The organism is Marinigracilibium pacificum, from assembly GCF_012926615.1.
GTDB classification, from domain to species: domain Bacteria; phylum Bacteroidota; class Bacteroidia; order Cytophagales; family Cyclobacteriaceae; genus Mangrovivirga; species Mangrovivirga pacifica.
Window position 1 is genome coordinate 1 of the sequence record NZ_JABBNU010000011.1, and the last position, 21,985, is coordinate 21,985.

Annotated in this window: 19 protein-coding genes; 16 read left to right on the forward strand and 3 right to left on the reverse strand. The window is 34.2% G+C overall.

Features of this window, described 5'->3' with window-relative positions; genetic code table 11:
* The 11 genes from HH304_RS16760 to HH304_RS16810 all read left to right on the forward strand — a co-directional run.
* A partial coding sequence (locus HH304_RS16760) for a lysozyme family protein (RefSeq protein ID WP_271711672.1) occupies positions 1-1,284 on the forward strand: 1,284 nt, incomplete at its 5' end.
* A gap of 7 nt (positions 1,285-1,291) precedes the next feature.
* Positions 1,292-1,912, forward strand: a complete 621-nt coding sequence (locus HH304_RS16765; protein WP_169684226.1) for a leucine-rich repeat domain-containing protein — start codon at positions 1,292-1,294, stop codon at positions 1,910-1,912.
* Positions 1,913-1,998: 86 nt separating this feature from the next.
* Positions 1,999-4,083, forward strand: a complete 2,085-nt coding sequence (locus tag HH304_RS16770; RefSeq protein ID WP_169684228.1) for a hypothetical protein — start codon at positions 1,999-2,001, stop codon at positions 4,081-4,083.
* Positions 4,083-4,841, forward strand: coding sequence for a hypothetical protein (locus tag HH304_RS16775; protein WP_169684230.1), 759 nt, complete (start codon positions 4,083-4,085; stop codon positions 4,839-4,841). The genes HH304_RS16770 and HH304_RS16775 overlap by 1 nt, the downstream gene beginning before the upstream one ends.
* A 55-nt stretch (positions 4,842-4,896) precedes the next feature.
* Positions 4,897-6,813, forward strand: a complete 1,917-nt coding sequence (locus HH304_RS16780; RefSeq protein WP_169684232.1) for a D-alanyl-D-alanine carboxypeptidase family protein — start codon at positions 4,897-4,899, stop codon at positions 6,811-6,813.
* An 11-nt stretch (positions 6,814-6,824) separates the two neighbouring features.
* Positions 6,825-7,661, forward strand: coding sequence for an SH3 domain-containing protein (locus tag HH304_RS16785; RefSeq protein WP_169684234.1), 837 nt, complete (start codon positions 6,825-6,827; stop codon positions 7,659-7,661).
* Between the two features lie 49 nt (positions 7,662-7,710).
* Positions 7,711-8,562 carry an SH3 domain-containing protein gene (locus HH304_RS16790; RefSeq protein ID WP_169684237.1) on the forward strand — a complete coding sequence of 284 codons (852 nt, stop codon included), beginning with the start codon at positions 7,711-7,713 and terminating at the stop codon, positions 8,560-8,562.
* Between the two features lie 184 nt (positions 8,563-8,746).
* Positions 8,747-9,253, forward strand: a complete 507-nt coding sequence (locus HH304_RS16795; RefSeq protein WP_169684239.1) for a hypothetical protein — start codon at positions 8,747-8,749, stop codon at positions 9,251-9,253.
* 175 nt (positions 9,254-9,428) lie between these two features.
* Positions 9,429-10,667, forward strand: coding sequence for an MgtC/SapB family protein (locus tag HH304_RS16800; RefSeq protein ID WP_169684242.1), 1,239 nt, complete (start codon positions 9,429-9,431; stop codon positions 10,665-10,667).
* Between the two features lie 122 nt (positions 10,668-10,789).
* A complete protein-coding gene (locus HH304_RS16805) occupies positions 10,790-11,656 on the forward strand; it encodes an SDR family oxidoreductase (RefSeq protein WP_169684244.1) in 867 nt (288 codons plus the stop codon).
* A 150-nt stretch (positions 11,657-11,806) separates the two neighbouring features.
* Positions 11,807-12,679 carry a DUF4349 domain-containing protein gene (locus tag HH304_RS16810; protein ID WP_169684247.1) on the forward strand — a complete coding sequence of 291 codons (873 nt, stop codon included), beginning with the start codon at positions 11,807-11,809 and terminating at the stop codon, positions 12,677-12,679.
* Positions 12,680-12,706: 27 nt separating this feature from the next.
* On the opposite strand, the gene HH304_RS16815 is transcribed toward HH304_RS16810, so the two are convergent.
* Positions 12,707-14,656, reverse strand: coding sequence for an outer membrane protein assembly factor BamB family protein (locus HH304_RS16815; RefSeq protein WP_169684249.1), 1,950 nt, complete (start codon positions 14,654-14,656; stop codon positions 12,707-12,709).
* A gap of 161 nt (positions 14,657-14,817) precedes the next feature.
* Entirely contained in the window at positions 14,818-15,228 is a 411-nt protein-coding gene (locus tag HH304_RS16820) for a hypothetical protein (RefSeq protein ID WP_169684251.1), read from the reverse strand.
* A 258-nt stretch (positions 15,229-15,486) separates the two neighbouring features.
* Between HH304_RS16820 and HH304_RS16825 the strand changes: the two genes are divergently transcribed.
* Positions 15,487-16,431 carry a LysR family transcriptional regulator gene (locus tag HH304_RS16825; RefSeq protein ID WP_169684254.1) on the forward strand — a complete coding sequence of 315 codons (945 nt, stop codon included), beginning with the start codon at positions 15,487-15,489 and terminating at the stop codon, positions 16,429-16,431.
* Between the two features lie 85 nt (positions 16,432-16,516).
* On the opposite strand, the gene HH304_RS16830 is transcribed toward HH304_RS16825, so the two are convergent.
* Positions 16,517-17,782, reverse strand: coding sequence for a peroxiredoxin family protein (locus HH304_RS16830; RefSeq protein ID WP_169684257.1), 1,266 nt, complete (start codon positions 17,780-17,782; stop codon positions 16,517-16,519).
* A gap of 365 nt (positions 17,783-18,147) precedes the next feature.
* On the opposite strand from HH304_RS16830, the gene mraZ reads away from it, so the two are divergent.
* The 4 genes from mraZ to HH304_RS16850 are packed head-to-tail and all read left to right on the forward strand — an operon-like array spanning position 18,148 to position 21,981.
* Positions 18,148-18,594: a division/cell wall cluster transcriptional repressor MraZ gene (gene mraZ / locus HH304_RS16835; RefSeq protein ID WP_169684261.1), complete on the forward strand. Its 447-nt coding sequence runs from the start codon at positions 18,148-18,150 to the stop codon at positions 18,592-18,594.
* Between the two features lie 15 nt (positions 18,595-18,609).
* Positions 18,610-19,521, forward strand: coding sequence for a 16S rRNA (cytosine(1402)-N(4))-methyltransferase RsmH (gene rsmH / locus HH304_RS16840; RefSeq protein WP_169684264.1), 912 nt, complete (start codon positions 18,610-18,612; stop codon positions 19,519-19,521).
* A complete protein-coding gene (locus HH304_RS16845) occupies positions 19,514-19,891 on the forward strand; it encodes an FtsL-like putative cell division protein (RefSeq protein WP_169684266.1) in 378 nt (125 codons plus the stop codon). The genes rsmH and HH304_RS16845 overlap by 8 nt, the downstream gene beginning before the upstream one ends.
* Positions 19,892-19,938: 47 nt before the next feature.
* Entirely contained in the window at positions 19,939-21,981 is a 2,043-nt protein-coding gene (locus tag HH304_RS16850; protein WP_333908765.1) for a penicillin-binding protein, read from the forward strand.
* Positions 21,982-21,985: the final 4 nt, after the last annotated feature.

Genomic DNA, 21,985 nt, shown 5'->3' on the forward strand with positions numbered 1-21,985 from the left:
GTCTATGAACATCCAAAGTTTGTCATGACTGTGATAAATGATTCAGGTTATTTTAAGAGTGATAACATAGCCTTTTATTTGACTAACGGTATTGAGGATCTTTCAAAACTAAATACAGCCCTATTACTATCATTAAAATCTAATTTAGAATCGGGATATACTGCTAGTGAAGAAGAAGAGCAGATTATAAGACTCAAGGAAGCTATTAGAGGCAAATTGATGGGAGTGAAGAGTAGTGAGAAGAGTGATTTTGATAATCACAAATTGAAACTAAAGAGAGGAGTGTTAACCATCGTTGCGGAAGGAAGTGATGAACAAACAAAATATGTTCATTGGCCTAAAACCGATGCATCAGGGGTTACTTTAGGAAAAGGTTACGATTGTGGTAATAGGTTGAGTGAAGATATTTATGATGATCTGTCAACAATGGGGATGAAAAAGAATCAAGCAAGATTAATATCTAAATCAGCTGGCTTAAAAGGGGGGGAAGCAAATGATTGGGTGAAAAAATATAAAAAAGAGGTAGGGGTAATTCCTTTAGCTGTGCAATATAAATTGTTTAATTTAGAGTATGAGAAACAAACAGAAACAGCAAAGGAATTGGCAAATACAAAGAAGAAATATAAGTCAAATATAAATGCAAGGGCACGTGAAATTAAGCATAATAAACCAGTAGATACTTATCGAATGACTGAATCAGAATGGGATAGTATGCATCCAGCGATTAAAGAATTTATAATTGATTTAAAATACCGAGGAGACTATGGATGGGATAGGATTGAATGGGTGAATGAAATTGTCAAAAATAAGGAGTTATCTGATCTAGAGAAGCTTAAAGCTTTAAAAAAGTTAAATGATGGTGCATTGCAAAAATATACAAAAGGGGTGCCTAGGAGATCACGATTGCGAAGTTCTTATCTGAGTTTAGTCATTGAGGCTATGGAATCAGGAAAGGAAATAGAAATTGAGAAATTTAATGCTGATGAGGATAAAAAGTATATAAATGAATTTATTGCTTATGATCAGAATCTAAAAAATAAAAATAAACTTTTAGCTTCTGTAGGTAAAGATGGGAAGAACAATCCTGCTGACATAAAAAAAGTGAAAAAGTGGTTGAAACAGAAAGGTTATTCTGTAACTGAAGGAAACAAATGGCAGGAAGCAGATCATCAATCTTTGATTTCTTTCCAGGAAGAATTGATCAATAAGAGTCTTTTAAAATCAAAGTACAAAGATGGTCGTGTTGATGTGAAAGGAACTACAATTAAATATTTATCTAAATAAATAATAAATGAAAAATGTTATAATGCTTTTAATGATATTAATGACAATTTCTTGTAATTCAGAAAAAAAACAGCACAAGTTACTTAGTTTAGAAGAATTAAATGATGCTGAATATTATTTTGGCTTAGATGAATTAGAAAACGTTAAAGAAATAGATAGTGTTTATGTCTATTTAGTCAAAGAAGAAGATCTGAATAGTGATAATAAATTACCAGATGAATTATTGAAATACGAGAATATACAATTATTATCTTTTCGAAACCTTTCTTTAACCAAGTTGAATTTTCATGATTTAATTCATTTTCAAAATCTACAAAATCTTAATTTGAGTAGAAATAAATTGGATAAAATTGATAAGGAAATATCTGAATTAAAAAATTTAAAAGTTCTATCAATTGAAGAAAATAATATTTCTGAATTACCTGATGAATTACATCAGTTAACAAAACTTGAAAAGTTATATATTGGCTACAATCCTATTAGTAGTGAAGAACTTTTAAAATTCTTATCTAAAAAAGATCCGAAACTTACTATTTATGCTGAAAAACAAATTGTTATTGATTCTGCTTTTTTACAATTATCTGATGAAGAAATGATGAATTTATATGACAGTCTAGGTGGTTATTAATGTTATATTTAGATAATTTATTTTGTTGCACCTCATAAATTTTTTATAAAGCGACAATCAAAGCGATAGAAACCTTTCAGCAGAAAGTGATGAAGGTGGGCAGTACAGTAGATGGCTGGATCCAGATTGGAGGGACAACCCATGGTGCCTTGATGAAAAGTACACCTGAGCTTACAGCAATGCAACTCAGGACTTACAAGCAGCGCCAGGCCCGATATGACAGCGATCAGTATTTTGCAAAGGAAGCCGAAAAAGCCATAGAGCGAACTAAGAAGCAAAAAGCCGCAAGGGAAAGAGCGAAGAAGGAGGCAGAGAAAGAAAATAAAGTAGAAGTATTGTCAAATGAAGATATAATAAAATCATTGATTATCAAATACAATGAAGATTCTCCAGCCCTAAGAAATGAATTAATTAGCTATTCTATTACTAACCCAAGTGTTGTAACTGAAGTGCTTAGTAAAGTTGACTATAGTGATACTGATGATTTATCGGTTGAAATATTGAAGTATTTCACACAAAAAAATAAACTGCATTTATTATCCAATGATTTATTAATGGTTTTAAAAACACATTTGATAGAAGGGTGGACTACAGATGAAGAATACAGATTAATTGAGAAAATTGAAAACTTAAATTCAAATAAGAAAAATATTAATGTCAAAAAGGAATTTGATAATAATCGAATTTTGAAGGATATAAAGAGTATAAGGATAGCTTTTAATGAAAATTTAGGTGGTTCCGTAGGCTTAGATTGCTTAAATAACCCTGTGGATGTTAGGGAGGTGTTTCTAAAATTGTCATCAAAAGGGTATGAGCCTTCAAAATCAAGTCTTGAAGATGGTATAATTAAAGAAAGTGATATTGAAATAATTAAAAAATTCCAGAAAGATGTATTAGGTTCAACAAATCCAGATGGTAAAATTGATCCTGGTAAAGGAACATTCAAAGCTCTATTTGGCAAAAACGGAGAATACAAAAGTGGGTTACCAAAAATTTATGCTGGTAGAAGTGAATTGAATAAATACTTAAATACATATAATTCTTCACTGAAGGGAGATGTTGGAGCGGACTCTAAAGGGAATAAAGCGGAGAATTTCAAAGAAGACGTTATTCAAGTTTCAGAAAAATTAGAAAGTAGAGAAATCAAAGTTCCAAAGGATAGTATTTTGAAGGGCTCTTGTTCAGGAGAATTTATCAGCTCAATTAAAAAATTCCAGAAATCAAAAGGTATAACTTCTGATGGTAATATTACCAAAGGAGGAAAAACTGATAAGATACTTAATGATTATGAAAATCAATATTTTAATAGAATTGAGAAGAAAGGATCTCCAAATGATTATGAAGGAGTAACAAATTCTGAAGATTATTATAAAAAAGTTGACACCCTTATTGAAAATTTGGATGTTTCCGAAGATCTAAAAACCGTTTTAGCTATTGCTAAAAATGCTGCCACTAATAATAAATATTATGAAAGTATAACTTCTGGAGTTAGTGCAAACTTATTGATAGAGAGTGAGGATGTTGAAAGTGGAGGATCATCTCTAAGTTCTGTATTTGAGACTAGGATGCGTCGATTACATAAGTTTTTAGTTTTGTGTGGTCTTTATAAAGGAGATATGAAAGTCAATGATGCTGTAAGGAGTGAAAAGAAAGCACATCAGTTTTCAGTTCAATATCAAATTTTGAAAGGAACTTACGAAAATAAAATTAAAGATAATTTAATAAAAATGTATAATAATGAAGAAGAGTTATATACATTAGAAAATTATATACAAGATATCCACAAAAATAAATGGGCTAAAAAATCATATTTTAAGGTCGATAATAAAGGTAAAGCTATTGATTTAGATATGGGCAAAGTAAGGACATATGTGGGAAATCTTGATTTTGGTAGAAAAAACATTAGAGACGCTGCTTCAGCTGGATTTAGAAATGAACCATTCTGCCTTCCTTTACCAGAGAAATTAGGAGTGTCGATGCATACAAAAGGAGGGGCTATGGATGTAGATAGACATAATTTTATTTATCAAAAGGAAGCAATGATAGATTTGATAGCCTTAACATTTGGAGTGGTTCGTTCAGGTGGTTGGGATGAAACTTGGCATTTTGAATTGAGTGATCTCGAGTTATCAAAGTCTGAAAAAGAAATGGCATTAGAAAAAAATAGATAATGAAGCATACAGAAATTTTAAAATTCGGATTTTTATTGTTTTTGCTAGCTAGTTGTAGTTTTAGCAGACAACACAATGGGGAAAGAGATTTGTTAGATATTAGGTTTGAACCTGATACTGCTCATTATTTTAATTCTAATATTTTGAATTTAAAACAAGAAGTTTTAGCGAAATATAATTCAATAAATAATTTTTATAAAATAATAAATAATGGAATTACCTATGTATTCACTAGGGAAGAATGGAAAATGTCTGGGAAAGGATTTAAAGTTAAGGAATCAGAAATAATCGATTATATAAAAGAGGAAATGGCTTCAGATATTGAGAAGTCTTCTCAATTGACAAATAAATTTAAAAGTAATTTAAAAGAAAGAATAAGTATTCTAGATCATCCGGCAAGTTTTGCAGAACTCATGATGGAAGATTCAGTTGGAAGTACTTTATTTTTGCTAAAACCAAAAAATAGCATTTCATATCATGAATACTATTCAAGATTTACAGATTCAACGACTTATAGATTAGAAGGTGAATTTATAGTGCCAGTTAGTGATGAGGGTGTTCAAAAAGCTTTGTTAGAATTAACTTGGATTATTGATGAAAACTCAGCTAGGATTCTTATTCCCTACAGTATGTTGGGAGAGGAAATGAGGTATTATTATAAAAAATATTTTTTGTTTTTTTATGAGAAACAAGATGGTCAATGGTTATTAGATGATGTAAAATCTGTTGATTATAAACCTGAAATAAATCTGGAATAGAGAATAGTCAGAATCAAGTTCTTTAGATTCAGCTGATACCGTTGCGATCAGCGAATTGTCAGCAACTATAAAGGCGATAGAAACCTTTCAGCAGAAAGTAATGAAGGTGGGCAGTACAGTAGATGGCTGGATCCAGATTGGAGGAACAACCCATGATGCCTTGATGAAAAGTACACCTGAGCTTACAGCAATGCAACTCAGGACTTACAAGCAGCGCCAGGCCCGATATGACAGCGATCAGTATTTTGCAAAGGAAGCCGAAAAAGCCATAGAGCGAACTAAGAAGCAAAAAGCCGCAAGAGAAAGAGCGAAGAAGGAGGCAGAGAAACAAGCTGCTAAACCATTATTACCAACCAAGGAGGAGTTTTTAAAAATACATGAAGACTCTGAAGATGAAGCAATAGCAAATGAATTACTATGCTATGTCTATGAACATCCAAAGTTTGTCATGACTGTGATAAATGATTCAGGTTATTTTAAGAGTGATAACATAGCCTTTTATTTGACTAACGGTATTGATGATCTTTCAAAACTAAATTCAGCCCTATTACTATCACTAAAATCTAATTTAGAATCGGGATATACTGTTAGTGAAGAAGAAGAGCAGATTATAAGACTCAAGGAAGCTATTAGAGGCAAATTGATGGGAGTGAAGAGTAGTGAGAAGAGAGACGATATATTTGAGATTAAAGAAAGTGATTCTGATTATCTTAAAGAGCTAAAAGAGAAAGAATTCAAGACTTATGTTGGGAAGGAATTTGAAGTGACTGGAGGTGATGCATGGGCTCGAAATGATGACTTTGAAGCAATAAATGAGAATGGAGAAGTAGTTGCTAAACCAACCAAAACTACTGTGAAAATTGTTCCTAAAGGGAACTATAAAGTGACCAAGGTGAAATTTAAATATGAGGATATTCCTAGAGATTCGTCAGGTAAATTAAAGGGGCAATCAGGTTTTCGATATAGAAGAGCCTATGCATTTATTGAGTCTGAAAATTGCTGGATAGATGTAGCTTCAAACTTTGTTAAAAATGATGTTAATCAATTTTCTGGTGAATTTTTAGATGTTACCCAAGTAGAGTATGTTTCAGAGAGTGACGACCATAAAACTGTTGCAAATAGGGATGCCAGAATTAGAGAAGGGAAAGAGACTAAATTTAAAACTACGAAAAGTAAGCTACCTCAAGGATCATTTGTAGTAGTAAAAGAATATGATGAGACTGGTGAATACACAAAAGTAGCTCTGATAACATCAAAGGAAAACAAACATACAATTAGTTCTTTAGAAGAAGAGTGGATTGAAGGGACAGAAGTTTGGACATCTGCTATTAACCTTGTAGATGGCTGGTCTGATATTAAAGCTGGGACAGCAAAATGGAGTGAAGGGAATTTTGTAGGGCACGATCATGTTATTGAATCACATGATGCGACGAACCAATTGTTAATGACACCTGCAGAGAATGTAATTAATATGGTTGCAGCAGCTGAAAAAGATGGTGTCTCGCTACCAATAAATAGTGGGTTTAGAGAATATCGAAAACAGGAGGAGTTGAAAGTCAGGCATAAAGGTGGCGAAGGGGGAATTCACTCTCCTGCAAGGTTAGGATGGTCAAAACATCAAAATGGTATAGCGTATGATTTAGGAAATGCAGATTATAATGATTCTCCAAAATATGCAAAACTACCTTCAGAGGGTATGAATGCCCAAAAGAAGAAAACCGATAAATGGCTGAGGAATAATGCTTGGAAGTATGGGTTTGTATTACCATTGTTGATGGTGAATGAACGACATCATTGGGAATTTATAGGTATGGAAAAGACTAAAAACATGGATACTTATGTATCCTTTCATTTACCTGTTGGATTTAAAGATAATAAAGGGAAGGATGCAAGAAAACCTCATAAGAACGAGAGCTTTAGCTTAAGGAAAAATTCATTAGGTGAGATGTATATAAAACTTGAAAAGGACTAAAATTGATCAAAATGAAAAAGATACCTTTAATATCATTAATAGTAATTCTTTTATGTAAGTGTAATTATTCAAATGAAAAACAATCTAAAATGAATAATGATTTAAACTTAACAACCCAAAATGAAAAAATGAAATATTTTGGGGAGCCTCTTACAGATAGTTCTAGGTTTGTCCTCTTACTTCAAGGCCTAAAGCTATATAAAGAAAAAGATACAACTAGTGAAGTTATAAAAGAAGTTAATGTAGGCGAACGGATTGAAATAGTTGAAGCGACAGATGAAATAATTAGAATTGGTAGTTTAAAAGGATCTATTATAAAAGTAGATTATCAAGGTACTATTGGCTATATTTTTTCTGGAGGATTAGGACATTATCCAATACCATCTTTTGCATTCGATAGAAAATTTTATCAGCAAGGTGATATGAAGTTATATGTTGCTGAATTAAAAAAATACGGTGCTGTTGTTGAGTGTGAAAGTGAAAATTGCGCAATTATTGAAATTTCAAATTTAGATTCCCAAGAAGCATATCTAATAGTCAAATTATTATGGCCAGGACTAATGGCTAATGTACCATTTTTGAACGAGGAAATTATAAATGATGAAAATGCAGAAACTATGGCAAATGCTATAATAGGATATGATTTGGAATTTGGTAATGAAACAGCTGAAGCGGTATATGGAGAAACAGAAGTATATTATGCAAATAAGGAAAATGATTCAGGTGAAGTAATATTTTGGAATTATGATTTTTATTTTCAGAATTATTCAATTCCAAATACTCTGTTAAGGTTCAAAAAAAGTAATCATGGAAAAGGAATTATTCACCAAGGTTTTGTTATAGATTAATTAAAAAATAGCATTTTTTAAGGACTATTAATTTTAATTAAGATAAGTCATGAGGGTATTGGGGTATTTTTACTTGATTTTTATTTTGGTAAGTTGTAATGGAAGGAATGAAAAAGGTAATTCAAATATAGGGAAATTGACCGATGAACACGGGCTTAATGAAAATTATAAAGAAGATTATCAAGTTGAAACTAAAATAAAACTCATAACTGATAACACTCGATTTGTGTTAATTAAGCAAGGATTATCTTTATATCAAAATCAAGACACGACCAGCGAAGTGATTACAATTGTTAAGCTAGGTGAACCAATTGAAATCCTGGAGGAATCTAACAAGGAAATCGAGATCAATAATTTAAAAGGCTCCATGGTAAAGGTGAATTATCAAGATACAAATGGCTATATCTTTTCTGGGGGGGTAGGACATTACCCAATTCCGACATTTGCAATGTCAAGAAATTATTATAAAATAGGTGATATCGAATTATATATTAAGGAATTACAGGGATACGGTATGGTAGTGGACTGTCAAAATGATAAATGTTCAAAGGTTTCATTCCCTAAATTAGATGCTCAAGAAGCTTATTTGATTGCCAAATTGCTATGGCCAGGATTAATGGGAAATATGCCATATTTAAAGAATCAAATTATTAAAGATGATAATGCAGAAACTGAAGGAGATTTTTACCTTTATGAAGGTGATTATGATAATGATGATGCATATTCAAAATACGGTACTACAGAAGTATTTTTTTCTAATTATTTAGATGAAAATAAAGAGATTAATAATTGGGAGTATTATTTTTTTTATGGTGATTTACCAAAAAATCAAGCAATAATAGCTTTTAGTTTAAATAAGGATGGTATTGGTAGATTAGTTCATTCATTTAATGAAGACTAAGCATAGATTATAAAAATATTTTATAGTGTTATATTTTTAATATAACACTATATACTTCTCATTAATTCTTTTCTAAAATTAATCATCGAAATCAGTTAATTTTGGTTTCTGCATATTAATATCCTTTTTTACTTCATGTAATGATACTTCTAAACAAAAATCAAAACAAAATGATAATTTGGTCTTGGAAAGTGAAATAAGTGACAACCAACTTAATGAAAGTATTTCCAAAGTAGAAAAGTTTTATTTTGAGTTATCAAATGAGGATTTCTTTGGCTGTGAATTTTCACCAGATTTAACTCATGAATTCAAATTAAAGAATATTGCATACCTCAATAACGAACAAAATTATCTTATTGCCACAGATAGCTTTGATTTTCAATTAGAAATAAAAGTATTTGAAAAGACAGATAAAAAAGACCAAGTGATAGCTGTGTTTAGTAGATCCTGTAATATTTGTGGTCAGTGTCCTCCTGAATACAAATTTTTTAAAATTATTGATTCTGGTTTAGAGGATATTACTACTAGCATTTTTGATCGCACTACTTTAGAAAAGAATTTAAATGTAAGTCATCTGGTTGGTTACCAATTAAATGATAATGACCTTATTGTTGTAACTAATTGTGAAACAGAAGAAGTAATAGCACATTTAGATTTTTATAATGATCAGTTCAAAATAAAAGAATTTTAGGAATAATTTTCTCAAATCCTATAATGTCATTAATGTAGTTTTGAATCCTTACTAGAATAGAAGCTATTTTTTTATAATTATTATCCAAAGGTTTGCAAATATACCCTGACCTTTTAAATCTTTTATAAGCAATTAAACTTGATACTAATTCCGAAGTTTCGGAACTTAATATTAAGTGGAAAAGGAAATTTCGATATTGATTACTGCCCTTGGACTCGGGTTACTAGTTGGGCTTCAACGTGAGCGTGGAAAAGCTAAAATCGCTGGTATACGGACTTTCAGCTTAATAACGCTATTCGGTGCCATCAGTGGAATTATTGCATATACAATTGATAATTATCTGGTTCTGGCGGGAGGCTTTTTTGCTTTGGCTATCCTGATGGGGGTAGCTAATTTTTTAAAAAGATCAGATCCTGAGCCGGATATTGGCCAGACTACTGAGATTGCTGTGCTGATAATGTACTCAGTAGGAGTTTATCTTTCTATTGGCAATCTTACCATTGGTGTAGTTATTGGTGCCGTCGTTGCTCTGCTACTTTATCTAAAGAGTTTCTTTACCAGAACAATTCCCAAGCTTAGTGAAAAAGACCTACAGGCCATTATGGTTTTTGTTGCTGTTTCCATGGTTGTATTACCAATCCTTCCTGATAAGAATTACGGGCTCTATAATGTTCTTAATCCCCATGAAATTTGGCTAATGGTAGTTTTGATTGTAGGGATAAGTGTTGCTGGTTACTTCGTGTATAAAATTTTTGGCAAAAGGATGGGAACAGGAATAAGCGGTGTCCTCGGGGGACTTATTTCCAGTACCGCCACCACTGCCACCTTTTCTAAGATGGCATCAGCAACAAAAGGTTCTGAACGGATAATTGGTTTTATAATCGTTGCAGCTTCAGCGGTATCATTTATTCGGGTGATCGTTGAAGTAATCGTAGTAGCACCGGAACTTACTATTAAGGTAATTCCTCCGTTGGCAATTATAGCATTTCTATTTACAGTAATTTCATTAGTCTTATTTCTCAAGAGTGAGAGGAAGCATGATCAGGCTGTCCCGGAACCTGAAAACCCTGCCCAGTTTAAGACAGCTATAGTTTTTGCTATTTTATACGGCGTGATTATCCTATTAATTGCTTTTGCTAAAGACAAGCTGGGGAGTGGAGGTTTGTATATAGTTTCGGTATTAAGTGGATTAACTGATATGGATGCTATTACCTTATCTATGGCCAATACAATGCAAAAAGGGACTATTGATCCTTCACAAGGATGGAGATATATACTCGTTGCCGGAATGGCAAACTTAGTTTTTAAAGGAGGAATGGTTGCTGTATTGGGAAATAGAGCAGTAAAGAAAATTGTCTTCCCTGTTTTTCTGGCAATTATTGGTTGTGGTATAATTCTGGTTCTTTTATGGTAGAAGTTTCCTTCTTCCTGGCTGTAATTTCTTCCTACCTGAATTAAATATTATTAAGTAACTTATAAGAACTAATCATTTTAAGTTCTTCGAGGACAAAGTATGACCCCACCAAATTAACAAAGATGAAAAATATATTGATTACTGGCTGCAGTTCCGGTTTTGGATACAATGCGGCAAAATTCCTGGCTGATAAAGGCCATCATGTGTATGCTACCATGAGAAATGTTGCAGGTAAGAATTCCGCACCAGCAAACGAGTTAACAGATTATTCAGACAACATTGAAGTTGTTGAGATCGATGTTACTAATGATGCAAGTGTTAATAAGGGTATCAAGAAAATTGACCAACTCGATGTCCTCATTAATAATGCCGGTTTAGGTTACGGAGGGCCCTTAGAGGCATTTACAGCACAAGAAGTAATTGATCAGCTTGATCTCAATATTGTAGGAACATTCAGGATGGCCAAAGCTGTCTTACCGATGATGAGAAAGCAAGGTAATGGACTGATCATTCAGGTGAGCTCTACAGCGGGCAGGGCAGCATTTCCTGGTTTTGGTGTATATCATGCAAGCAAATGGGGACTGGAAGGCATGAGTGAAGCATTGCGATATGAATTAGCTCCATTGGGCATTGAAGTTGTATTGGTTGAACCCGGACCTTTTGATACAAATTTCTTTGGAAATGTAGTGATGCCAAAAGATGAGGAGGTGGCAAAAGCCTATGGTCATGTTATGGAGTTTCAACAAGGATTCGGATCGCAGGTACAATCAATGTTTGAGGATAAAGATGCTCCAACAGATCCGCAAGTTGTAGTCGATATCTTTAATGAGTTGATTAATATGGAACCAGGAACCAGACCAATTCGAACTGTTGCCGGTCTTGATTTTGGTTACAGAGAATTTAACAAAGCAACTGAAAAATACCGAAAAGATACTCTCGCATTTATGAATATTTCCGAGTGGGATGGACCACAGAAAGCAAATAAATAGAGATTGCATTTGGTTTTATATACTTCTGTAAAACAATTACACTATAGGAATTAGGTTTGATCTTCTTGAACAATTTATTTAAAATTACATAAACTAATCTTTTAGTTTTAACTAAATAACTATATATTTAGTTAAATAAATGAATATAGTATGAAGGAGATAAAACTAATTGGATTGGTGCTGATAATAGTATTTTTCACCAATTGTAATCATGAAACTCAGTCAGGTTATGCCAATGACGAGGTAATGATGGACTTTGAAGTACATGAAGAAGCAATGGAGATGGTTCCTGCTACAATAATGGGACCACCGGCGCCACCATCATATAATTTGGTTAATGATTCTGAACAGATTACCAGAAAGGTAATTAAAAACGGGCTAATAGAATTCGAATCAGAGGATATTGGCAAGAGTTATAATGCAATCTCGACAATGCTTAAACGATTTGATGCTTACATTGAGAATGAAGAGGAGTATAAGTATAGCCAGACATTAAATTACAATGTAACTATAAGGGTGCCTGCAGATAAATATGATTCGCTCTTTAGTCAATTATTATCAAGTGCAGGAAGACTACTTCGGAAGCAAAGCAATGTTGAGGATGTAACTGAGCGATATTATGACTTGAAAACCAGGTTGAAAAACAAGAAGGTCCTTGAAGGGCGATATCTTGAGATCCTCAAGAAGACTAACAAAATTTCCGAGATATTAGAGATCGAATCAAAACTGGCAGAATTGAGATCTGAGATAGAAAATCTTGAAGGTAAATTCAGGTATCTGAGTAAGCAGGTGAACTACAGCACCATTCAATTGATTTTTCATCAGGATTTACCTTATGAATATATACCTGAAAAGAATATTGGTTTTGGAGAAAAACTAATGGCATCATTTGGAGGAGGGTGGAAGACCTTTTTATCATTTACTCTTGGTGTATTCCGCCTATGGCCATTTATACTAATTATGGTAATTATGATCACATTGATAAGAAAATATAGATTCAAATTTTCAAGAAGCAAGAAATAAATAAGGCCCCTTTGTGGGGCCTTATTATTATAATTTATAAGTATCGATTTTATTTGTATCCGATTGGTAATAAACAAATCCGGTAACTCCATCCATTTCATATCTTGGATTTCGATCATTACCCAGATCAATTTTTCCGGTAATCTGTCCTGTTTGTTTGTCTACCTTTAATAGGTAATTGTTTTTCTCAATACGAGATAAAATAACCATATATTTTTCTGCTTCTTTAGTTGCTTTAAAGCGCATGTTTGCTTGTTTAAAAGACTGTGTAGCAAAAGCACTTGCCTGGTCACCTAACTCACCATAAGCATTTCCAATTTCACCGGCTATCGCCTTTTCTACTTGTTGACCTGCCCCTGCTTGTTGAGCAGCCGAGGTAAATGCAGCACTGGCAGTGTATGATAATGCACCAATATATGCAGCTCTTACTGCCTGAGCGTAACGTAAAGCACGCATTAACCCTGGTTCTTTTGGTGCTTCATAATATTCATGATAGACTGTATTTCCGTCATTATTAATTAACATTATATTCTGCGAAGAAGTAACAAGAATTCCATTTTCAGAAAGTTCAATATATTCCGGAGATTCCTTGCCGTAAAATTCGATTTTACCGGATAATTCTTTAAGGACTCCTGAGTGTTTATCTAATACTTTCACAATTCTATCTCGTATATCATATGCATATAAGAATTGTTCGTTTTCTGCAATCAGGTTTGGATTAGTATTGATTGCATTTGAAAGCAATAGTGAGCCATCCACAATATTCAGGATATTTACTTCCTGATCAGTCGCATATAAAAGTCCATTTTTGATTGGCTCACCAAATACCAGTTCGCCATCAATTTTAACCGGCTTATCAAAAGTTAATATTCCCTGATTCGTATCCAGATAGTAGATATAATTCTTTTCATTAACATTTTTTGAAACTAATAATAGCCCGTCTTTTACATCGATAAATGTATAGATTCCACCTTTTATTTTAATTCCATTTCCTTTTTTACCCCATTTTCCTTCCTGGGTTTCGTGATCATACAAGTTGATCTTTGAATTTCCAGGGTCATTAGGCATAACTATCAGGTCATCGCCATGAAATGCAATTACACCCATTCTACCATTTACCATTAAAGGCTTTTCCCAATATTTTGATCCATCTGAAAGGTTGTAAGCATTGTACTCCGTTTGCATTGGAGGTAGTCCGCCATTTGAAGAAGTAAACCCTGTAGAACCTTCTTTTTCTACGCCGATATAAAAAATATCTTTGTTTGGATGTTGATGGAAAGTAACATTAATTTCCATACTTTGAGCTTGCTGGGAAGCTGCTTGTTTCATCATTGCCCCTAAGGCTCCAAGTTTTTCAAGCTGCTGGTTTACTTCTGAAATGTTATTTTTCCAAACTACTTTTCCGGTTTTAGTGTTGATTCGGTAATTGTAATATAAAGTCACAATCAATACTTCCTGATCATTAATTTCATTAGCGCTGATCAATCGCCCATAGTCATCATTGATTTCCCAAGCAACTTTCCCTGATTCTAGCGATGAAAAGAGTATTTTATCCTTGTTTCCGGCTGTTTTTCCTGAAATTAAAATTCCATTTGCCTTGTACAATATTTCCTGATCGTTGATATCTAATATTCCGGATTGTTGAGAGTTGAATTTCACTTTTCCGGTGTAAGGATCGATCATATGAACTTCATCGCCGGTATTAATTGAAAAAAGTGGAGAATTTCCTACCTGTGCGATATGGTCTGGAGTCAAATTGTTAAATGTATCATTGGTCCATAAAATTTCCCCACTTTCCGGGTTTATACATTGAATTCCGTTGTTGGTTCCAATGATATAATGACCAAATGATGAAACTTTTTGCCAATTTATGGTATTACCAAGGTCTTTTGTCCAGACTTTCTGAACTTGCGCCTGACTTACAATACTGATGGCACTAAGTAGAAGGATTGCCAATTGTTTGTTGAAAAAATTCATAAGGCATTTGTTTTAAGATTAAAAAATTTCATAAAGGCAACAAGCGTGCCATTAGTAAAATATTTAAAATTAGCCCTTTGAATTTTAAATTTTTGAACGAATAGGTGGAGTAAACCTTAAGTGAAAGATAAAAGCAGTAATCGAAGAATAACAGGATTTAATTACTTCTTCCTGTATTCGGATTCAGAAACTAGTTTAAAAAGATAAATCACCATATCATCATCTGTTTTTCCATCGATCATCAAACCTTTTGGAAATACTTTTTTATCACTGATTATGGTGTTTAGATTCTTTTCCCTGTAATTATAGGCTCTTTTGTCTTTAAACCGGGTTACTAATATGAAGTCGTATCTATCGCTATCAAGCACTCTTTGAACTTCATATCCGGAAATAAACCCTTTCTTTAAAGCAACTTTATTTTGCTTTTCCCAGATCTCTTCAAGATAATCCTCGAAGTGTCTGCTTTCTCCTTCCTTTACTTTTAAATATTGCTGAGAAACGATTTCCTGAGCAGAAAGATTGAGGCTAAAAAATAGTCCAAAAACAATGATTAATGCTGAAAAATATCTCATGATTATTGTATTTGTTTCAAATATAATAAAATCATAATTCTGTGAATTATAGAACTGAAATTATGTATTCAAATAGAAATGACAATCAATGATATCTGTTATTTTGTCTGGGAATAATTAAAGGTATAAAATTCATCGGCTAATCCGGTTTGGCGGATTAGATATATTTCGATTTTTTAAAAATTGTTCATTAATCATAAACAATTTGTTATGTGATAAGTTATTCGAAATAGAAATCACAAGGATTATTTATAGATTATGAACTTCACATTGCATCAACTTAGAGTTTTTGCTGCCGTAGCAGAGCAACAAAGCGTAACTAAAGCTGCTGAATCATTATTTATGACTCAGCCAGCAGTAAGTATTCAGTTAAAACATCTTCAGGATCAATTTGATGTGCCTTTAACTGAAGTAATTGGTAGAAAAATCCATATCACCGATGCAGGTGAAGAGCTTGCTGTTCTGGCAAAAGAAATATTAGATAATGTTGATGAGATCCAGGTTAAAATGTCCGCATTAAAAGGTGTGACTGCTGGCAAACTAAAACTTGGGGTAGTTTCAACGGGGAAATATTTTATGCCTCACTTCATAAGTGAATATCATGAGAAATATCCTGAAGTAAAGTTGATTGTTGATGTAAGTAACAGAAGAAAGGTTTTGTCATCACTACAAAGTAATGAGGTTGATTTTGCAGTTGTTTCGATTTTGCCTGAACTGGATGGAATTGAGCATTTAGAAATTATGCCTAATCCATTGTATGTTGTTTCAGGACCTGATAATAACTATGATGTAGGAAAGGAGATTAGTCCTAAAGAACTTGAACAAATGCCATTCATATTAAGAGAGGAGGGGTCGGGAACCAGGGCAATGCTTGAAAAGTACATTCAGGAAAATGATATTGATCCAAAAGTAATGCTTGAGCTTACTACTAATGAAGCTGTAAAGCAAGCTATAATGGCCGGCTTGGGAATCTCAGTGATATCGGCATATTCTATGAGGCTTGAATTGAAGAATAATGAACTGAAGATATTGCCTGTTAAAGGGTATCCATTAGTTAATACCTGGTATTTGGTCTGGCTTAAGGGGAAAAAGTTTTCTCCAGCTTCTTCAGAATTTCTGACTTTTATTAAAGAATCGAAAGAAAGAATTTACCAGGATAAATTTTCAGATTATTTTATAGGAAAACAAAAACTTGAATTGTGAAAATTCCGTAATCAAAAATTAATAAAGTTTCCACATATACTAAACCAAAAAAAGAGAGGGTTTTCCTCTCTTTTTTTATTTATAGTTAAATTTCTTCGTTTGCTAATTTGTTGATTAATTCATCAAAATGCTCTGCAAACCTGATGTAATGATCACCTGTTCCGGGTCCACTAAAACCAGTATGGATGTATCTGATATCTTTGTTTTTATCTAGAACAATAGTTGTCGGAAAAGCAATAACATTGTTAAGCATAGGCAGCGTTTTAGCAGCTTTTTCCTTATCAGCATTACCTGCTATAAGAATAGTGTAATCTACTTTTAGCCTGTCTTTCAATTTTGAAACTCGACCGGAAGCATATTCAAAATCATCTTTCTGCTCATATGCCAGACCGATGATTTCAACCGGTAAATCTTGGTTGTTATTATACCACTCAGCCAAAAATTTTGTCTCATCCATACAATTAGGACACCAGCTGCCTAAAAGTTGAATTATTACAACCTTATTATCATACTGCTCATCAGAAACAGAGACCATATTTCCTTCTAAATCAGGAAAACTAAATTCGAAAGAGTCATAGCCTTCTTTCATATATGTTAACTCACCGGCATCAGGAAGTGTAGCGTTTGGATCTGGAATAGCTGTCCAGTCTTCATACCAATGAATTCCAGACCAAAATGAACCAGTTAGTTCATTATTTTCATTAATCGATGCCAGGAATAAAAACGCATGATCACCATCAAATGTACTTAGCTTCAAACTATCACCATCAACTACTCCTGTTAAAAACCTATAGTCACCTAAAGGAGTAAGGAATGTTCCTTTTACATCATTTCCAGTTTGTACAAACTCACCTACAGATTCAGTAACAATACCTTCTTCATCAACGAATTTTACTGAATATTTTTCCGCAATTTTTACCGCTTCCTTATTATTTAACTGAAATTCAGGATCGTTTGAAAGCTCTCCTTCAATCGGAATCCTGTAGTCATCTTTCTTATAGTATTTTACAAATTCACCTTTGAAGCTGTCATTATTGAAAACAATCTCGAAGGCGCTATCAAAAATGTTAAGCGTAACTTTTGCCGAATCGTTAACTATCGAGAAAGTATCCGAGGGCATTCTTTCCTCTCCATTAACAAAAGTCATCAGATAATTTTGATTGTCGAATTTAGTTAGCTCGATTGTAAACGGAAGAGTCTGTCCTTTCATGTGCATTTCAGCTCGATACCTTCCGGCTTTAACAAAGTTGTTTTCCGTTTCGGTATTATTTTCTGAAGTACTTCCACATCCCCCCACCAAGATGAACATTGTAAATACAAATACAGTTTGAATCAGATTTTTAAGGTTCATATATCTCTTCGTTTGTCGTATTCAACGATTCTAAAGGCCTCAAAGATAATTTTTTTTATGAAAGAGTCGTCACTTTGACAAATAATATCACTCAATCACTAAATATGGTGGAATTTTCTCCCACCTTTTCCCACTTCATGCTAATAAAAATATTATTTAATTATAAATAATTGATAATCAAGTGTTTATCTAGTATTTGTTAGATTGTAAATAACTGATAATGAAATAATTAATATCTTTTGTTTGGAGCTAAATAATAAGAATTTTATATTAGGTGGTAAAAAGTGGGGGAAAGTGGTGGAAATTGTCATACTTTACTCTACATTTGTGGATTGAAAAGGAAGAAATAGTAAGCGCGCAACTTAATGGCCTTTTTTACAAGTGAATATGAAATAAAGCTGGATGCTAAAGGTCGGCTAACATTGCCGGCAAAGCTTAAGTCCGGTCTCCCTGAATCGAATGGGAGTGAGCTTGTATTGCGTAGAGGTTTTGAGCAGTGTTTGATACTGTATCCCATGACTGAGTGGAAAAAGATCTATCAGAAGATTGTGGGGTTAAATGAGTTTAATGAGGAGCACAGAAAATTGCAGCGCAATTTTTTCAGGGGAAATTCGGTTGTAGAATTAGATAGTTCGGGCCGTATCCTGATTCCGAAGCCAATGATGAGTTTTGCAAATCTTGATCGTGAAGTGGTAATGGTGGGAGTTGGAAATAAGATTGAGTTGTGGAACCCTGATGTATATAATAATTATTTGATCGATGACCAGCAAGAATTTTCTGATTTAGCAGGAAAGTATCTGGACACGAATTAATGTTCTTTGACAGCTATGATGTACCATAAGCCGGTAATGCTTGGAGAGTGTATTGAAGGTTTAGCCATAAAACCAGAAGGAGTCTATGTTGATGTTACTTTTGGAGGAGGCGGACATTCAAAACCTATCTTAAAGTTATTGTCGGAGGGTAAACTGTTTGCATTCGATCAGGATGTTGATGCTAAGGCGAACGCTGACCAAATTGAGTCGCCAAATTTCCAGTTTATTCAGAGTAATTTCAGGTATTTAAAAAAGTATTTAAAGCTGTACGGTATCAATAAGGTTGATGGAGTTCTCGCTGACCTGGGGATTTCATCCCATCAGATTGACGTACCGGAGAGAGGCTTCTCGACCAGATATGAAGCCCAGCTTGACATGCGGATGGACCAAAACTCTAACCTAACAGCCGAAGAGATTGTCAATACCTATTCTGAAAGTCAACTGCATCGTATCTTTGGTATTTACGGGGAATTGAAAAATGCCCGTACTGCTGCTGCTACGATTGTATCACATCGAATTAACAACCGAATTCAAACCGTTAATCAGTTAAAGGAAGTCTTAAAGTCATGCACGCCACGGGGTAAGGAAAATAAATACCATGCCCAGGTTTTTCAGGCTTTGCGTATCGAAGTCAATGACGAAATGAAGGCTCTTGAAGATTTTCTTATGCAGACTGCTGAAGTAATCAAGCCTGGCGGACGCTTGGTAGTTATGTCTTATCACTCTTTGGAGGATAGGATGGTTAAAAACTTCATTGCAAAAGGCAATTTTCAGGGACAGCCCGAAAAAGACTTTTACGGTAATCTGATTCGTCCTTTCGAACCGGTAAATCGAAAACCCATCATAGCGTCTGATGAAGAAGTGGCTGAAAACAGCCGTGCGAGAAGTGCAAAATTGAGAATCGGTGAACGATTAGAAGATGAGTAAAAACAAAAACAGAGTTAAGCAACAAAGTACGTCTACTGGTAGAAAAACGGGTTTTTTCTCTCGTTTTGAACAGGTAGTAAGCTTTGAATCTCTTTTTAGAGAAGGGCTTCCTGTAAAGTTTTTGCCATACATATTGTTTTATACTGCGATATGTATCTTTTATATCGGCCATACTCATTTTGTTGATAAGACCATTCTCAAGATTAATCGTCTTGAGCAAGAGGTAGAAGATTTACGGGCAGACTTCCAAACGTCACAAGCTGAGTACAAGATTCAAAGTAAGCAGTCTGAAGTGGCTAAAAGGGTGAAAGCCTTGAAGTTGAAAGAAAGTGATGAACCACCGTATAAAATTGAGTTGACGGAAAAATGAATATCAAACGTTCCATAGTACTGAGGGTAAGAATAGCCTTTATTATTATGTTCGTTTTTGCTCTTGCCATCGTTTATAAGATTGTTGAAATCAAGTATATCGAAGGCGAAAAATGGGTGAAAATGGCAGAGAATATTGGTTTTCGCGAGAAGGAGGTGAGAGCTGTCAGAGGAAATATCTACTCTGATGATGGTTCTTTACTGGCTACTTCTTTGCCTTTTTATCGTGTGGCTTTTGATGCGACCGTCAGTGATGATGAAATATTCAAATCTGGAGTCGATTCCCTTTCCATGATGCTTTCAAGTTATTTCGGAGACAGAAGTAAGGCTTCTTACAAACAGCTAATCAGTCAGGCACGTGCCAAAGGCGATAGATATATTATTCTGGGCAAACGATATATTAATTACAGAGAGAAGAAGGAAATGGAAAGCTGGCCAATTTTTAGAAAGGGTCAGATGAAAGGTGGGGTAATATTTGAAAAAGAAAACAGAAGATATAAACCGTTCAGACAATTGGCTGCACGGACTGTTGGTTTTACCAATAGTGATAAAAAGGGTGTAGTTGGGCTTGAGTTTAGTTTTAATCAGGAGCTCGCAGGTCAAAATGGCCGTGCTCTGTTTCAAAAAGTTGGAGGAGGGAATCTCAGACAAATTTTTGACGGTAACGAAGTGAAGGCTACTGATGGACTTGATATCCAGACTACTATTGATGTTAACCTTCAGGATGTTGCTGAATCATCATTGAGAACTCACCTTCAAAAACACGACGCAAATTATGGTTGTGTAGTTGTGATGGAGGTTGCGACCGGTGAAATCAAAGCTATTGCCAACCTGAGTAAAAATGATAAAGGTGAATACAGGGAACGATATAATTATGCTGTAGCAAGTTCTGTAGAGCCGGGGTCGACATTCAAGATTGCCTCTGCAATTGCCTTGATGGAGGAAACCGGACTTGAGCTTACTGATACCATTTATACCGGCAATGGAGAATATAAGTTTTATGATCGTACCATGCGTGATCATAAACCTGGTGGTTACGGTACAGTGACATTTAAAGAGGCAATAGAGAAGTCCTCAAATATTGCAATATCAAGATGGGTTGATGAGAATTTTAATACCAAGCCACAACGATTTATTGAATATATCAGAGCGTTCGGCTTATCTGAACCACTGAGTTTTCAAATGGTCGGAGAAGGTGAAACATACTTTAAAGATCCGAATTCTTCTGAATGGTATGGTACCACATTGCCTTGGATGTCAATAGGTTATGAGTTGCGTGTTTCGCCGCTTCATATTTTAACATTTTATAATGCTATTGCTAATAATGGAGAAATGGTTGCTCCTCTGATTGTTAAGAGTATCAGAAAGGCAGATAATGAAGTAGAAAGGTTTGGTACCAGAGTAATCAGAGATCAAATTGCTAGTGAATCAACTTTAAAGAAGATAAGACAGGCCTTGGCTGGAGTGGTTGAAAGAGGAACGGCCATGAACATCAAAGGAACGGATTATATGATTGCCGGTAAAACGGGGACAGCACAAAAATTAATAGATGGCAGATATACCAAGAATTACTACACGAGTTTTGCAGGCTATTTTCCGGCTAAAAAGCCAAAGTATTCTTGTATCGTCGTAATTGATAGTCCTAAGGGATATTTTCAATATGGTAGTGATGTTGCCGCTCCGGTATTTAAGGAAATCGCAGACAAGATCTTTTCTCTTGACCTGAATTTACATCAACCGATGCCTACTGAGTTTGCAGTTGAAAAAGGAGTATTTCCTGTAATTCAGTCGGGTTATTATGATGATCTGAATATGATCTGTAATCGAATGGGAATAAGTAATCATTTATCTGAACCATCAGACTGGGTTAAAGCCTCAATAGATGGGACAAGTATAAAGTGGAATAAAAAAACACAAACTGAAGGACTAGTCCCTGATGTGACTGGAATGACCGGACGCGATGCTCTTTATCTACTCGAAAATAGTGGGCTTAGAGTTGAAATGGCTGGTAAAGGTAGGGTAGCTAAGCAATCGCAATTACCTGGAAGCAAGTTGATTAGAGGTAGTTACATGACATTAACACTTGAATAAAATA